Origin of the sequence: Rhodococcus sp. PSBB066, assembly GCF_017068255.1 — a bacterium.
GTDB classification, from domain to species: domain Bacteria; phylum Actinomycetota; class Actinomycetes; order Mycobacteriales; family Mycobacteriaceae; genus Rhodococcus; species Rhodococcus aetherivorans.
The window spans coordinates 2,166,780-2,181,355 of sequence record NZ_CP070859.1 but is presented as its reverse complement, the minus strand read 5'-3'; the positions used below and the strand labels follow the sequence as shown (position 1 = coordinate 2,181,355).

Sequence of the window (14,576 nt, the reverse complement as noted above, 5' to 3'; positions counted from 1 at the left end):
GATACAACTGACTGTCGGTGCGAGACACGGTTCGGCGACGACGAGAGGACGCGTAGTGGCGAGTGAACGGCCGACGCCTGCCCGCGACAGCCGCGACGTGATCGACTGGATGCGCGCCGAGTGGTCGGAACGGCGGGATTCGGCCGAACTGGAGTTCGCCACCACGATGGCCCTACTTCGTACGCATCAGTGGGTCGTCCGCGCCATGGACCGGGAACTGCGCTCACTTCGATTGTCGCGCAACGCCTATCTCATTCTGACGTCGCTGCAACTCTCGGAGGATCGAACTCGCCCACTCGGAAAGCTGAGCAAGTACCTCATGGTCCATCCCACCACGGTGTCGATGGCGGTCGACCAACTCGAGAAGTCCGGCCTCGTCGAACGCCATGCTCATGCGACGGATCGCCGGACCGTCCTCGCCACTCTCACCCCGGCCGGCTTGGACGTGGTCGAGGAAGCGAACGATCGACTCGCCGGCGCCCGGTTCGGTCTCGCCTCGGTCGACACCGAGACTCTGGAATCGCTGATCGCACACCTGCAACTCGTCCGCCACGCCGTCGGCGACATCGAGACCGGCCACTGAACGACTGAGCTTCTCGCGGCCGAAGCCGTCGAGTGCCGCGCTCCCCTGCGTCGACCGCACACCTCTTGCCACTTGAACTTTGTCGACCTACTATTCAAACCTAGAGTTCTTTCCGGCAGGGAACAGGTCCACTCGCCTTCACATTGTGCGTCAGCACTTCCCTCGCCGTGATCACCCCCGATCGAATCACGCACAGGAGCACACTCCGATGGTTTCCTTCGCATTCACCGACGAGCACGAGGAGTTCCGAAAGACGCTGACAGCGTTCAGCGACCGCGTCCTCCTCCCCGGCTACCGCGACCGAGCCGCATCGACGGACTTTCCCTTCGACATCCTGAAAAGACTCGGCGACATCGGCCTGCTGGGCATCGGGCTACCCGAGCAATACGGCGGGACCGGCACCGAAGATCCGATTCTGCTCGGAATCGCCACCGAGACTCTCGCATACGGCGACGTGAACATGGCATCGGCTCCCGTACAGATCGGTCTGGTCGCCTCCCAGCTGGCGCTGTGCCGGGACGAGGTCCAGGAGCGTTACCTTCCACCACTGATTCGCGGCGAACAGACCGTCGCCATAGCCTTGACCGAGCCGGGCTCGGGATCCGACGCGAGCGCCCTTCGCACCACCGCCACCGCCGTGGAGGGCGGGTGGCGCCTGACCGGTGAGAAGACCGCGATCTCGTGGGCGATGAACGCCACCGCGGCACTCGTCTATGCCCGCGAACCCGGATCGGAGCGGGCGCGGGGCGTCACCTGCTTCGTCGTCCCGCTCGACGCGGACGGAGTCACACTCAGCCACATGCCGGGCATGGGTTGCCTCCCGCTGGGCTGGGGAAGCATCCACCTGTCCGACGTCTTCGTCCCCGAATCGCATCTCGTCGGCGAACTCGGCAAAGGCTTCCACTCGGTCATGGAGCACTTCGACTTCAGTCGTGCCGCCCTCGGGCTGATGTGTCTCGGAGCCGCGAAACAGAGCCTCGAGGAGGCCGCCGACTACGCCCGCCATCGGGAAACCTTCGGGCAGCCGCTCTCCGAACACCAAGGCCTCGCGTTCCAATTCGCCGAACACGCCACCTACCTCGAGGGCGCTCGCTGGATCTGCTATCGGGCGCTGTGGCTTCGGGAAACCGCGCAACCGCACACCGCCCTCGCGTCGATGAGCAAGTGGTGGCCGCCCGTCGTGGCCAAGAACGCGATCGAGTTCGCCATGCGGGTACACGGAAACCTCGGCTACTCGACTGAATCACCTCTGCAGCAGAGATACCGCGACGTCACCGCCTACCTCGTCGCCGACGGCACGGCCGAGATCCAGAAGCGCATCATCGCCAAGGACATCTTCGCCCGCGGCACGGTATCGCTCTGACCCACCACTCGCGAACGGACTACACGAATGAACACGCGTGACATTGCAGCACCGAAGGAACTGAAGGACAGCAGCGCCCTGGTCGTGGGAGGCACAGCCGGAATCGGCCTGGCGACCGCCGTGGGCCTCGCCCAGACCGGCGTACCGCGGATCATGATCGTCGGTCGCGGATCGCAACGTGGAGCTGCTGCCCGAGAACGCATCTCGTCCGCCAACTCGTCGTGCGACGTGACCTTCCTGTCCGCCGATGCGACCACCGTCGACGGCGCCACGCACATCGCGTCCGAGGCCGAACGGGTCCTGGACGGCGTCGACATCCTGGTCTCCACGACGGCCGCCGACACCCGGCCGGAACTCTTCGCGAACATCCCCACCGACGACATCGCACGCATCTTCAACCAACTCGCACTGCCGTGCATGTACCTTGCGAGCGAAATCGTTCCGCACATGTCTGCAAGGAAGTCCGGGGTGATCATCAACGTCGCCTCGGATGCCGCGAAGACCGCCACGCCCGGCGAAGCGGTCATCGGAGCAGCCAAGGCGGCGATCGTGATGTTCACCCGAACCCTCGCCATCGAAGCCAAACGCAACGGGATCCGAGCCAACGTCCTGACCCCGTCACTGGTCGCCGGCACCGGTTCGACCGCGCGGATCACCTCCGACGGATTCAGCGCCAAACTGTTCGCCAAGGCCGCCCAACAAGCGCACCTCGGCGTCCCTGAATCCGAGGACCTGGCAGCACTCGCGGTCTTCCTCGCCTCCCCCGCTGCACGACGGCTCACCGGTCAGGCGATCAGCGTCAACGGGGGGATATCCGCGGCCTGAGAACTGCCTCCGAAGCGGGGCAAAACCCCTCACCTGGGTGACGCGACGGCACCGCAATTGCATGAGACTCGAGTCCCAGCACGACAGGACATGCAACGAGAGCGCCGGTACGTCCTGACACTGTTGAACCCCCACCCAGAGAGAAGGTTGATCATGACGACGATCGAGTCCGCAGAAATTGCATTGATTCCAGACGAGATCGCACGACAGATCGTGCTCCCCGAGGGACACAGCGATGACACGAAGCTGCACGAAGCCTACCGGTGGCTGCGCGAGAATCAGCCGCTCGCGCAGGGACGGGTGGAGGGATACGACCCACTCTGGCTCGTCAGCAAGCATGCCGATCTGATGGAGATCGAGCGACAACCGCACATATTCAGTGCCGGTGGGGGCGAGAACAAGGGCTCCCACAATCCCATTCTCGCCAACCAGGCCGGGGACGAGTTCACAAAGAAGCTGACCGGGGGAACTCTCCGCATCCTGGAGGCGTTGCCCTATCTCGATCCTCCGGAACACACCACCATCAAGGATGTCGCGTTCGACTGGTTCCGACCGGCAAACCTCAAGAAGTGGGAAGAACGCATTCGCGAGACCGCGAAGGAATCCGTCGATCGCCTCGTGTCCGGGAGCCACGATCTGGACGCCGTGCAGGAATTCGCGGTGTTCTTCCCGCTGCACGTCATCATGTCGCTTTTCGGTGTCCCCGTCGAGGACGAACCGCGCATGATGGCGCTGACCCAGGACCTCTTCGGGGTCGCAGATCCGGAAGCGACGCGCGAGGATATCGAAAACGTGTCTCCCGATGCCGCAGCCCAGCAGTGGGCGGCCGCGATCTCGGACTTCTACGCCTATTTCGATGTTCTCGTCGAGAACAGGCGAGCCGAACCGCGAGACGATCTCGCGACCCTCATCGCGGTTGCCAAGGATGCGAACGGCGAGTATTTCCCCAAGACGTTCGCCTACGGATGGTTTGTTGCAATTGCGACCGCGGGCCACGACACGACAGCGAGCACACTCGCGGGATGCCTGCAACAACTGGCCCTGCGTCCCGACGTCCTCGATCGAGTGCGGGGCGATCTCGACCTGGTACCGCACCTGGTGAACGAGGCGCTGCGCATCGTATCGCCGGTGAAGCAGTTCACCCGCGTCGCTCTCAGCGACTACGAACTCCGCGGGCGCACGATCAAAGCCGGCGACCGCCTGATGCTGTTGTTTCAGTCCGGCAACCGCGACGGAGAAGTGTTCGACGACCCCGATACCTTCGACATCGACCGGCGTCCGAACAAGCAGATCGCTTTCGGGTACGGACCGCACATGTGCATCGGACAACATCTCGCGAAGCTCGAGATGCGGGTCATGCTCGAGGAACTGCTGCCGAAGCTTCGCCGCGTCGAGGTAACCGGGGAGCCCAAGATGATCCAGACCAACTTCGTCGGCGGGCTACGGCACCTTCCCGTCCATCTGACCTTCGCCTGACCAGGGGGTGTGCCGAGGCGATGATCGCACTCGGCGCACCACCCTTGAGTGAGAAAGCACCCGGAGCACATGACGAAAGTTACGTACCATCTGCCGGACGGGACATCGGCGCGGATTGACGTCGAACCCGGCGAGACGTTGATGAACGCCGCGTTGCGCAACAATCTTCCCGGCATCGTCGCCGAATGTGGCGGCAGTTGTGCATGCGCGACCTGCCACGTTCACCTCCCCAAGAAGTACAGCTACTGCTTCACCCCACCGACCGACGAAGAGACGGATCTGATCGCGTATCTGGACGCCGCGGACGACGAGTCCCGCCTGTCCTGCCAGCTCGTCGTCGACGACAGCGACAACGAGATTCACATCCGCGTCGCAGACAGTAGGTGAGTCGATGACGACTCGGATGCGCGGGGACACCACGATGAACGTCAGGCACGCCTTCTACCTCGTCGTCGGGATCGCTGCAGTACTCTTGACGTGGCCATTCGCGTTCGACTGGATCGGCGACGGCGGCAACATCCTCAACCCGGTGGCATTCTTCGGTGATGGTCTCGCACCTGGCGGAACAGCTGCCTTCCTGAGTATCGACATGTTGATCGCGTGGACGGTATTCGTTGTGTGGGTGCTCACGGACACCGCTCGGATCGGCATGGGCCGGAAGTGGGGCGTGGTATTCGTGCTCCTGTCCTACATCGGCGTGTCGATGGCCTTCCCTTTCTATCTTATTGCCCGCGAGCGCTTCCTGACTCGCACGACGGCCGGTCGACCGGTGACGGCCGAGGTGCACTCCCCGGGATCCGGTGTGATGCAGGACTAGCAGCCGACAAGACCCTGTGTCGAGCCGAGCTCGACATCGCCGTCCCTCGGAAGGTGCACGACCACCGCCAAGGGACCGACATGGAGGACGGGCGCGCGAACACGTCGCTTCTGCCGCAGAAGTGCGTATTCACAAAACAACTCGAACTGACGACAGGAACCGGCCATGACCGAGAACAACTACGCCTTCCTCATCGGAGGTAAGTGGCGCGCACCCACCTCGCGCGTCATGATCACCGAGGAATCTCCCAACGACGTACACGTGGTCTGGCACGGCCCCGAAGACGCCGAGGCCGACGTGGACGCGGCAGGGCGCGCTCGACGATCCGACCGGGTAGTCCCGGCGGGACCGATACACCGGGTGCAGGCGAGCTGGGCCCCGAAGCAGTCGAGGCGTACCTCCCCCGAAGTCGATCTACCTGGGACCACGCGGGTGGGGATGCGGCATATCCGCGCCCACACCCGACGGCTCATCCCATCGAGACATTTCCTTCGCCCGGAAGGCTGAGATCGCGGCCGAACCGTTCTTTTCCCTCATTCCGGTCGACATCATGATTCGACCACCAACTTGGGCCCGCCTCCCGCTGCGGAGGGGCACCTGAAAGCAAGGATCTGCACATGGATGTCATGGAGCACTCAGGGGCAATCCTCCCCGAGGACCGCTACAGCGCGAGCACTCTGCACGCGTTCCGGTCGCACGGTTACTGGCGCGACGAATGCCTGACCGAGCACATCGACCGCTGGGCGGAGACAGATCCGGATTTCGTCGCCGTCACCGACGGCTACGGCGTGCTCACCCGCAGCGAGCTTCGCGCGCAGGCGTACCGTCTCGCGGCGTCCCTGAGAAAACTCGGAGTCGCCCCTGGCGACCGGGTGCAGGTGCAGCTGCCGAACTGGAACGAATTCGTCGTCATCTATGTGGCCGTGGCCCGGATCGGCGCCGTTCTGGTGCCCACGATGCCGGTCTACCGACATGACGAGGTGCGCTACGTCCTCGAGCACTCCGGCGCCAAGATCTCCTTCGTCACCGAGGAATTCCGCAAGTTCCGCTATGCCGACATGTTGACCGAGGTACGCCGCGAGGTGACCGGACTCGAGCACGTCGTCGTCGTACGCGGGGCGGTAGGCGTTGGAGAGCTCGCGTTCGATTCGCTGATCGCCGGCGACCATGTGCCCGGTAACGACGAGCTCGGATCGCCACCGTCGGCGGATGCCGCCCACGCAATCATCTACACCTCCGGGACGGAATCACGCCCGAAAGGTTGCCAGCACACGTTCAACACCCTGTCCTTCACCGTCTACGGTCTCGGTCGCGAGGTGATGGGCTTGAATTCCGACGATGTGGTCTTCATGCCGTCCCCGGTGACGCATGCGACCGGGCTCGCCGTGGGAGTGGCGACACCGTTGATCCTCGGAAGCGGAATTCACCTTCTCGACGTGTGGGAGCCGCACGAGGGACTTCGACGTATCGCGGAGTACAGGACCACGGTCAGCATGGCCGCGACGCCGTTCCTCCAGATGGCGCTCGGGGCGATCGAGGCCGGCGCAGTTCACGACCTGAGCTCGATGCGACTCTGGGTGAGCGCCGGGGCCCCGATCCCCGAAACCCTACTGCGGAATTGGAAGGCGGCGCTCCCCGATTGCACCCTCCTTCCGGTGTACGGCAGCAGTGAGGGACTTCTGGTGACGGCCGTGCGCGTCGACGATCCCGTCGAGAAGGTGCTCTCCTCCGACGGGCGGGCTTTCGACGGTGTCGATCTCGAGATCCGCGACGGAGAGGGGGCCGTCCTGCCGGCAGGCGAGGAAGGTCAGATCTTCTACGGAGGACCGGGCATCTTCCTCGGATACTGGCGTGATCCCGAGCGCACGGCCGCGGCGGTCGACGGCCGGGGATTCCTCGCGTCCGGTGATCTCGGCCGCGTCGACGCGGACGGCTATCTCCGGGTCACGGGACGAATCAAGGACCTCATCATCCGGGGAGGCATGAATATCTCGGCACGGGAGGTGGAGGAGCACCTCTTGGCACATCCGCGGATCATTGCGGCAGCGGCGGTGTCGATGCCTGACGCCCGCCTCGGCGAGAAGGTGTGCGCCTTCATCGTCGTCAACGGCTCCGCGCCGACTCTGGAGGAGGTGGCCGACTTCCTCCGGAACGAACGCAAGGCCATGATGCAGAAGATTCCGGAAAAGCTCGTGGTTGTGGATCAACTCCCTACCACCGCGACCGGAAAGATCCAGAAGTTCCTCCTCCGCAAACAGGCAGCCGAATCGGTTGCCGACGCCTGATCGGCTACCGCCGCCCGGGGCGGCTCATCGGGAGCCGACCTCGGACGGCAGGCCACGAAGGAGTCGTGCACTTCGAGATCGCTGGCCGCCGCGTATCTGCCCGTCAGCGAAAGGACTCGAGCTGCCTACCGCGAGCCTGTCATCTCGAGGTAGCGGTAGATGGCTTCGGACCGATTCATCGCGCCCAGTTTTCGGAGAATCTTCTTGACGTGTGTCTTCACCGTGAAGATGCTGATCACCAACTCCTCGGCGATGTCGGCGTTGGAGGCGCCCCGGACAACCAGTGCGAAGACCTCGCGTTCACGAGCAGTCAGAGAGCCGAGCACCGGGGTACCCAGGTCTTCGTTCAAGCCCCCCGCCGGCGCGACGGCCCACCGAGTGGAGTTCTCGTCGACGAAATGCACATCGGCATGCTCGAGAAGCTCGGCTTCCCTGGCCTCCTGCTGCAATCGTTGGACTATCAGATTCTTCTGTTCGCTGAGGCAATCGGCGAGCATCACCCGTTCGAACAGCGTTCCGGAACTTCGCGCGAATGCGCCAACCACATCTCGTACCACCGCATCCAACGCTTCACCGGTGGTGCGACTTCCGTGCACGAGCCCGATCACACCGGTCGACACGGTGATCGGAGCCACCACGTACGAGCTCGAGGCGAGCATCTGCGCAACCTCCGGGCTCGGTCCGATGTCGGCGTCCGATCCGGCGAGTACCGCCGACCGTGTCTCCCAGGCCCTGCCCTCGGCCGATTCGGAGGTGAGGGGTAGGGCGTGCGGCAACTGGAGTACCTCTTCCGTCCTTGCCACGCTGTAGAGTTCGAGCGCTGTCCACGTTCCGTTGTGTACCTCGGACAACAGTATTCGGTCGAGGTGGGCGGTGTGCGCCACTTCTCGGCAGATGAGTTTGCGGAGACCGGCGACCGACTCGGCTCCGCGAAGACGACGGATCGCGCCGGCGAAGTCGTGGGGAGAGAACACATGTTCCGGTCCGGAATGCTCCGTGCGGATTCGCCGGCGCAAGTCCTGGAGATCGACGATGAGTCGACCGAGTGCCCGTTGCCGCTCGGGGTCGAGTTCGGTAAGCACGGTGAACGCAGATTCGGTGGCTTCGTCCAGCAGTGTCACTCGAGTGTCGAGAGATTCCGACCGAGTCTTGCAGGTACGCGGGCCGACGCCGTAGGTGTTCCGGAGCTGGTCGAGGAGGGCGATGACGGCGTGTGACAATTCGCGGTCGACGGCGGCCCGGGCGGCTCTTTGCCCGTGAGATTTCTCCTTCATCGCTGTCGTCGAGCCTGGCCCGAGTAGAGAGCAGCCGCGGCAGCGCGCGTAGGTGCGTGCAGCTTCTTGAGTACCGCTTTCACGTGCGATTTCACGGTGCCCTCGGAAATGACCAGTGCTCGGGCGATCTGGCTGTTCGTTGCTCCGGTGGCGAGATGGGAGAGGATCTCGCGTTCCCGGAAGGTCAGTACCGAAGCCAGTTCGACCACATGGTGGTCGTCGGGCTTGCCATCGGCACCGTCCGCCGGACCTTCGGCACGGCGGGAGAGAATCGCGTCGGCCTTCGAGATCCGATCGAGCATGGCCTGAGTTGCGTCGAATGACTTCTCGATCCGTGCACGCTGTAGTTGTAATCGATGCTTGAGAACGGCCTGTTCGTAAATGATCGCCAGGATGGTTGCGAACGTGTCCAATCGGTCTCGATCACCCGGGTCGAGCGCATCGGTCGACCCAGGACGATCGGCATGGAGCAGCCCGATGACCTTTCCCCCGGACATGACCGGCGCAGCAACGTACGCCGACGTCCGGGACGCACTGACCATCTCCTTGTGTGTGCGGTTGTCATCGGCCGGGGCCGCAACCAGCGCCGGAACCCGTCGACGTACCAGCTCGGTTTCCAGAGGTGCCTCCACCAACGAGAGTTCGGCGGAGTCTACGTAGTCGGAGAAGTCCAGTGGGGAGCCGTCGAGTTCGGGCCGCAGATAGAGGCGGCGCGGCTGCCACCGAGTGCCCGACACCGCGGAAATCAACGAGCGTGCGAACGGCAACGCGGTGCAGACGACCTCTGGAGCCGACTCGATGATCTCGCGCGGCGGAAGCTCCCGAAGTTGGAGTGCCGCGTCGTGCACCTCGACCACTTCGGCGACAGGACGAATCGCCTCGACCTTGGCGAACTCCTCCTCGAGGTGTTCGATGCGGACGAGAACTCGACACGCGTCCTCGATGTCCGTTCCGCTCACCCGTCCCTCGGTCAGCGCCCTGGCGAGTCGACGCCGTGCCATGGCCAGCGACACCGACAGGGCGGAAGAGCGCATGTCGCAGGATTGGTCGCCCAGCAGTTTGCCGGCCGTACAGAGGCACTCGGCGGCTCGCTCTACGAGATACGTGAAGTCATCCGACTCACCTTCGGATCGCATCCCGACCTCGTTGTCCACGGCACTCCCACCTCTTTGTGATTGAAATCACCGATCGATTGTACCTAGACCGAGGCCCTACAGTCCAATGGTATGACCTATCGAAGGAACTCCGGAGGACTTCCGCTGGATCAGCGGCCCACCCGGGCTCCGCCCACAGGAGCACGCTGCGCCGCATGTGCAGCACGATGTTGCCTCCTGTCCCACGTCATCCGAACGCTTTGGACTGTCCTTTACATTGGACTGTCCGTATGTTCTCATCGTGTGACGGAGACCACTCCTCGTGGTTCCGTGCGCAGCATCGCCGCCCCGACCACCGATATCAATCACAGGAGCTTCCATGAGCGCAGTCGGCACGACTGGGTTGCAGGCGCCCACGCGGCACTTGAATCGCTGGTGGTACGTCATCACCGGCTTTGTCACACTGTTGTTCGGCACCAGCACGGTCAACGTTCTGTTCAACGTCCTCGGCAAGCCTATGACCGAGGAGTTCGGATGGGACCGCAGTGTCATCGCCAACGGCCTGTCCATCGAGACGGTGATGGTCGGAGTCAGCATCGTCATCCTCGGCTTCCTCATCGACCGCTACGGTCCGAGGATGCCCTCGGTACCGATGGCCTTGGCCTTCGGAATCGGACTCATGCTGATGTCCGCCCTTCCGAACAACGAAATGCTCTTCTTTGCCCTCTGCATCCTGATCGGTGCCGGTGCGGGTGCCGTGAACCCGGTGGCGCACTCCACCGTGGTCAGCGCGTGGTTCCAAGATCGCCGGGGCATGGCGCTGGGCGTCCTCATGGCCGGTCTCGGCGCCTGCGGGGTGCTGATGCCCTACCTCGCGAACTGGGTGCTGGGCATGGGTGGCTGGCGCCTCGCCTTCCTCGTCATCGGCGCCGTGTGCACCGTCGTCCCGGCTTCGGTCTATGCATTCGTCACCCGGATGCCTGCCGAACACGATGCCGAGCGCGCGGCCGCACGTCTGCAGGGCCGGATGGCCGGGGAGTCCCTCCTCACCGTGGCGCGGAAATACCGGCAGTTCTGGCTGCTCTCCGTCGCGATCTTCGTGGTGTCCTCGGCCACCTTCGGTCTGATGTCGCAGGTCGTGCCGATGACCACCGATAAGGGCATCAGCCAGGGGACTGCCGTTTCGATCCTGTCCGTACTCAGCCTGGCGTCGATCTCCGCTCGTCTGCTCGTCGGCTACCTGCTCGACCGGTTCTACGCTCCAGTCATCGGCTCGATCATCTTCGCTTTGTGCGCCGTCGGGGTCTTCCTCATGATCACCTCGTCGGAGATCGGCCTGCTCTTCGTGGGTTCCGCACTGATCGGCCTGGGTTTGGGATCCGAGGGCGATCTCGCCGCCTACATGGTGAGCCGATACTTCCCCAAGCACTCGTACGGTCGGGTGCTGGGATTCATCTACTTCCTCTACGCCCAGGGCGCGGCATTCGGCATCTTCCTGCTCGGACAGATCTACGGCGCCACGGGCTCCTACAGCGCCGGCGCGCTACCGATCATCGTGCTGGTCGGCATCGGAATCGCCTGCCTGCTGATGATGGGCTCCTACCGCTTCACCCTCGACCACAAAGAGGTCGACGCTGCTGATGAGGCTCAGGAGACGATGACATCACCGGTTTCCAACTGATACCCCGTCGACCAGAAGGAGCACGAATGACCGACGGATTCCACGACGCCCTGGTAACCCGGGCCACCCCGGACATGCCGGAGAAATTCTTCGACCGGTTCATGTTCAATCTCCATCCGGACGGCAGCACCGCACCGTCGGTGATCCTCGGTGCCGGGGTCTATCCGCCGCGCAACGTCGTAGACGGCTTCGTGGTGCTGACCACCGGGTCCGAGCAACGCAACCTCCGCTTCTCCACAGAGCACAACACCACCGACGCCGCGTCCGTCGGACCCCTGCGCTGGGAGACCGTCGCGGACAACACGGCGTGGCGAATCCAGCTCGACGAGAACAAAACCGGACTCGAACTCGACCTCCTCTGGCACGCCCGGGCGCCCTACTGGCTCGGGTCGGTGGATGTGGCGAACACCGACGGAAACGTCACCTCGTTCGACCATCTCTTCCAGCCTGGCCGCTACGAGGGCACGCTCACGTTGGACGGCACCACGACCGATGTCACCGGTTGGTACGGACTACGGGACCGCTCCCGCGGAGTACGCACCATGTCCGGAGGCCAGGGCCTGCACATCTGGTACCAGGCCCAGTTCCCGGACCGCACGTTCGGATTCCTCCTCGTCGAGGACCGAAACGGCGGACGGATCCTGTTGGAGGGCGCCGTCATGCACGACGACGGCCGACTCGACGACATCACCGATGTCCGGCACCACCTGGCGTTCACGGCAGGCAACGACCTGACCAGCGGCACCGTGGAGATCGTGACCGCCGCCGGCGCGACCTACCGCGTCGACGCCGACGCCTCGGCCGGCGGTGGATACATGGCCGGTGGCGGTTACGGCGGACACCACGGAAAGGTTCGCGGTCGCGACTTCGAAGAGTTCGACGTCTATCCCCTCGACGGGACGGTGGGACCGACGACACTCGACTCCGCCCTGACGGACCGATGCTGCACGTTCGAGTGGAACGGGCAGACCGGATTCGGCATTTTCGAATTCGCCCTGTCGCGGTCGTCGTCGTACGCCTACCGCCCCTCCTTGGCGTAACACGCCGAGCCCGTGACTACCCCTGCGCCTATCTGAGGGTGCAGGGGTGGCCCAGGGCCGAATCACCTTCAGACTCGAGCTCGCATCCGCACCATGAGATCGGCAGGCCCGGCCATTCGGGTCCGCCCTTCGCCTGTCGGTAGGTGATGGACACTCGACGAACTCACTGTGTCGCCGGCGCCGGGCGGACCGCTCCTCTCTGCCACGACGAGGCCGCGTCGCTGCCGCGCCTCTCGTAGGGAACGAAGTCGGTCCCATACTTCTCCCGCATGATGATGACCTTCTGGATCTGTGCCGTACCGTCGGCGATCTCGACGGACATCACATCACGCAGGCGTTGCTCGAACGGAAGTTCCTGCGAGTACCCGTAGTTGCCGTGCAGGAGGAGACATTCCTTGACCGCTGCGCTCGCGACGAGCGGGCCGTACCACTTCGCCATCGCCGCCTCGATGGTGTGGGGCAGACCGAGGGAGCGCTTCTCGAGCGCCGCGTAGCAGATCATCCGCGCCGCCTCGACGTCACCCAGTGGGACGGCCGTTGGCTGGTGATCAACGTCCCGGTTCCCGAATCTCACCGCTCGAGCCGGAAGAAACTGTATGCGGCATTGCGGTGGGCCGGCTTCGGAAACCCGACCCCCGGGGTCTGGGTGACCCCCCATGTCGATCGCGCCGCGGAGGCCGCGAGGACGATCGAGCCGCTGGGGTTGACCGACAACACGGTCACCTTCGTCGGTCCCATCGGCCAGCCGGGCATCACCGAGGCCGAACTCGTGCGGCGGTCCTGGGATCTCGACGAGGCGGAGAAGGTCTACGACGAGCTGCTCGCCCGGTTCGACGTGCGCGGATTCGCCTCGGACGACGAGTTGCTCATCACCCACCTGCGGCTGGCCGATTCCCTGCGCCGGATGCCCTACCTGGATCCCCGACTGCCCCAGGTCCTGCTGCCGGGCTGGGCCGGACTGCGGGCGGCGAAGCGACTGCGCGACCTGCGTACCGAGTGGACACCGGCAGCGCACGCTCGCTGGCGTGAGATCGCGGGCGTCGAGTAGGGACCACCGGGTCGGAGACCGGCTGGCCCCGACCCGATCAGACGCCGGCCGCCGTCAGGCCCGCCGCCCGGTGAGCGGCGTCGAGAAAGGCACGCACCAGGGCGCCGTCGCGGTAGTACTGGTCCCCCACGCCGGCGACGGCCCGCCGCCGCCCGTATTCGTACAACACCGCCAACTTCCACAGAGCCAAGGCGGTGTACCAGTTCAGGTTCGACAGATCGGCGCCGGTGGCAGCCGCATACCGCTGGGCGAGTTCGTCGCGGGTCGGGTAGCCGTCCTCGAGGACCGCCACACCGAGATCTTCGGTCGGCGTGCGGTCCTGTCCTTCGACGGGATACGACGCGAGGAAGTACCCCAGATCGAACAGCGGGTCGCCGATCGTCGCAAGCTCCCAGTCCAGCACCGCCGCAATATGCCCCGGCGGTTCAGGAGCAAGGATGACGTTGCCGATGCGGTAGTCGTTGTGGATGATCGCCGCACCGGACTCGGCGGGAACGTGGGCGGCGAGCCACGCATCGATCTCCGCGAACTCCGGCGGCGGCGTCCCGTCCTCGGCCGCCACCAACCGGCCCATGCGGCGCAGGTGACGCTCGTTGAAACCGTCCGGCCGGCCGAGGTCACCGAGGCCGGCGGCCCGCCAGTCCACCGCGTGTAGTGCCGCGAGGGTGTCGATCAGCGCCTCACCGATCCGGCGACGGTCGGCCGGCGCGCTCAGTGCCGCCGGAGTCTCGGTGGTGACCACCGGGCCGGCGACGTAGTCCATCACGTAGAACGGGACGTCGAGCACGTCGCCGGTCTGCCCGACGGCAAGCACGGCCGCCACCGGCACGCCGCTGCCGGCGAGTGCACCGACGAGCCGAGCCTCCCGCAGCATGTCGTGGGCACCCGGCGGGACGGGCGGCGGCGGCGGTCTGCGGACGATCACCCGACGTACCCCGTCGGACACCAGGAACGTCAGATTGGAATGCCCGTCACCGATACGCGACGTTGTCAGCGGCCCATCCGTAATGCCCCGCTCACGCAGAAATCGCTCCAGCGCGCCGAGGGTGTCGGGAGTCCATTCCCAGGTCATATGCTCGCCTCCATCAGA

The 14,576-nt window shown here is 64.7% G+C and carries 15 protein-coding genes; 11 read left to right on the top strand and 4 right to left on the bottom strand.

Features of this window, described 5'->3' with window-relative positions; translation table 11 throughout:
* The first annotated feature begins 55 nt into the window (after nt 1–55).
* The 8 genes from JYA75_RS10180 (at nt 56) to JYA75_RS10145 (ending at nt 7,349) form a co-directional block, all read left to right on the top strand.
* Complete coding sequence (locus JYA75_RS10180) at nt 56–583, top strand: MarR family transcriptional regulator (protein ID WP_203329951.1); 528 nt, start codon at nt 56–58, stop codon at nt 581–583.
* A 208-nt stretch (nt 584–791) separates the two neighbouring features.
* Nucleotides 792–1,946, top strand: coding sequence for an acyl-CoA dehydrogenase (locus JYA75_RS10175; RefSeq protein ID WP_203329950.1), 1,155 nt, complete (start codon nt 792–794; stop codon nt 1,944–1,946).
* A gap of 27 nt (nt 1,947–1,973) precedes the next feature.
* On the top strand, nt 1,974–2,771 hold the full coding sequence (locus JYA75_RS10170) for an SDR family oxidoreductase (protein WP_203329949.1): 798 nt from the start codon (nt 1,974–1,976) through the stop codon (nt 2,769–2,771).
* 153 nt (nt 2,772–2,924) lie between these two features.
* A complete protein-coding gene (locus JYA75_RS10165; RefSeq protein WP_203329948.1) occupies nt 2,925–4,247 on the top strand; it encodes a cytochrome P450 in 1,323 nt (440 codons plus the stop codon).
* Nucleotides 4,248–4,316: 69 nt separating this feature from the next.
* Nucleotides 4,317–4,634 (top strand): 2Fe-2S iron-sulfur cluster-binding protein, encoded by a 318-nt coding sequence (locus JYA75_RS10160; RefSeq protein WP_006941812.1) that lies wholly within the window; start codon nt 4,317–4,319, stop codon nt 4,632–4,634.
* A gap of 4 nt (nt 4,635–4,638) precedes the next feature.
* Nucleotides 4,639–5,064: a DUF2834 domain-containing protein gene (locus JYA75_RS10155; RefSeq protein WP_102799262.1), complete on the top strand. Its 426-nt coding sequence runs from the start codon at nt 4,639–4,641 to the stop codon at nt 5,062–5,064.
* 165 nt (nt 5,065–5,229) lie between these two features.
* A complete protein-coding gene (locus JYA75_RS10150) occupies nt 5,230–5,571 on the top strand; it encodes a hypothetical protein (RefSeq protein WP_203329947.1) in 342 nt (113 codons plus the stop codon).
* A gap of 110 nt (nt 5,572–5,681) precedes the next feature.
* The gene (locus JYA75_RS10145; RefSeq protein WP_029545730.1) at nt 5,682–7,349 is read left to right on the top strand and encodes an AMP-binding protein; all 1,668 of its coding nucleotides are present in this window, start codon (nt 5,682–5,684) and stop codon (nt 7,347–7,349) included.
* A 125-nt stretch (nt 7,350–7,474) separates the two neighbouring features.
* Here the strand turns inward: JYA75_RS10145 and JYA75_RS10140 are convergent, their stop codons facing one another.
* Both JYA75_RS10140 and JYA75_RS10135 read right to left on the bottom strand, forming a co-directional pair.
* Nucleotides 7,475–8,470, bottom strand: coding sequence for a helix-turn-helix transcriptional regulator (locus JYA75_RS10140; protein ID WP_239010559.1), 996 nt, complete (start codon nt 8,468–8,470; stop codon nt 7,475–7,477).
* 149 nt (nt 8,471–8,619) lie between these two features.
* Nucleotides 8,620–9,777: a LuxR C-terminal-related transcriptional regulator gene (locus JYA75_RS10135; RefSeq protein WP_203329945.1), complete on the bottom strand. Its 1,158-nt coding sequence runs from the start codon at nt 9,775–9,777 to the stop codon at nt 8,620–8,622.
* A gap of 319 nt (nt 9,778–10,096) precedes the next feature.
* On the opposite strand from JYA75_RS10135, the gene JYA75_RS10130 reads away from it, so the two are divergent.
* Together JYA75_RS10130 and JYA75_RS10125 are read left to right on the top strand one after the other, a co-directional pair.
* Entirely contained in the window at nt 10,097–11,398 is a 1,302-nt protein-coding gene (locus tag JYA75_RS10130; protein ID WP_203329944.1) for an MFS transporter, read from the top strand.
* A 26-nt stretch (nt 11,399–11,424) separates the two neighbouring features.
* Nucleotides 11,425–12,438 (top strand): hypothetical protein, encoded by a 1,014-nt coding sequence (locus JYA75_RS10125; RefSeq protein ID WP_203329943.1) that lies wholly within the window; start codon nt 11,425–11,427, stop codon nt 12,436–12,438.
* Between the two features lie 163 nt (nt 12,439–12,601).
* Here JYA75_RS10125 and JYA75_RS10120 read toward each other — a convergent pair whose 3' ends face one another.
* Nucleotides 12,602–12,940, bottom strand: coding sequence for an acyl-CoA dehydrogenase family protein (locus JYA75_RS10120; protein ID WP_239010558.1), 339 nt, complete (start codon nt 12,938–12,940; stop codon nt 12,602–12,604).
* Here JYA75_RS10120 and JYA75_RS10115 point away from each other — a divergent pair.
* Entirely contained in the window at nt 12,893–13,486 is a 594-nt protein-coding gene (locus JYA75_RS10115; protein WP_338109680.1) for a PaaX family transcriptional regulator C-terminal domain-containing protein, read from the top strand. The genes JYA75_RS10120 and JYA75_RS10115 overlap by 48 nt on opposite strands.
* Nucleotides 13,487–13,523: 37 nt before the next feature.
* Here JYA75_RS10115 and JYA75_RS10110 read toward each other — a convergent pair whose 3' ends face one another.
* Nucleotides 13,524–14,558, bottom strand: coding sequence for a phosphotransferase family protein (locus JYA75_RS10110; RefSeq protein WP_203329942.1), 1,035 nt, complete (start codon nt 14,556–14,558; stop codon nt 13,524–13,526).
* Nucleotides 14,559–14,576 lie beyond the last annotated feature (18 nt).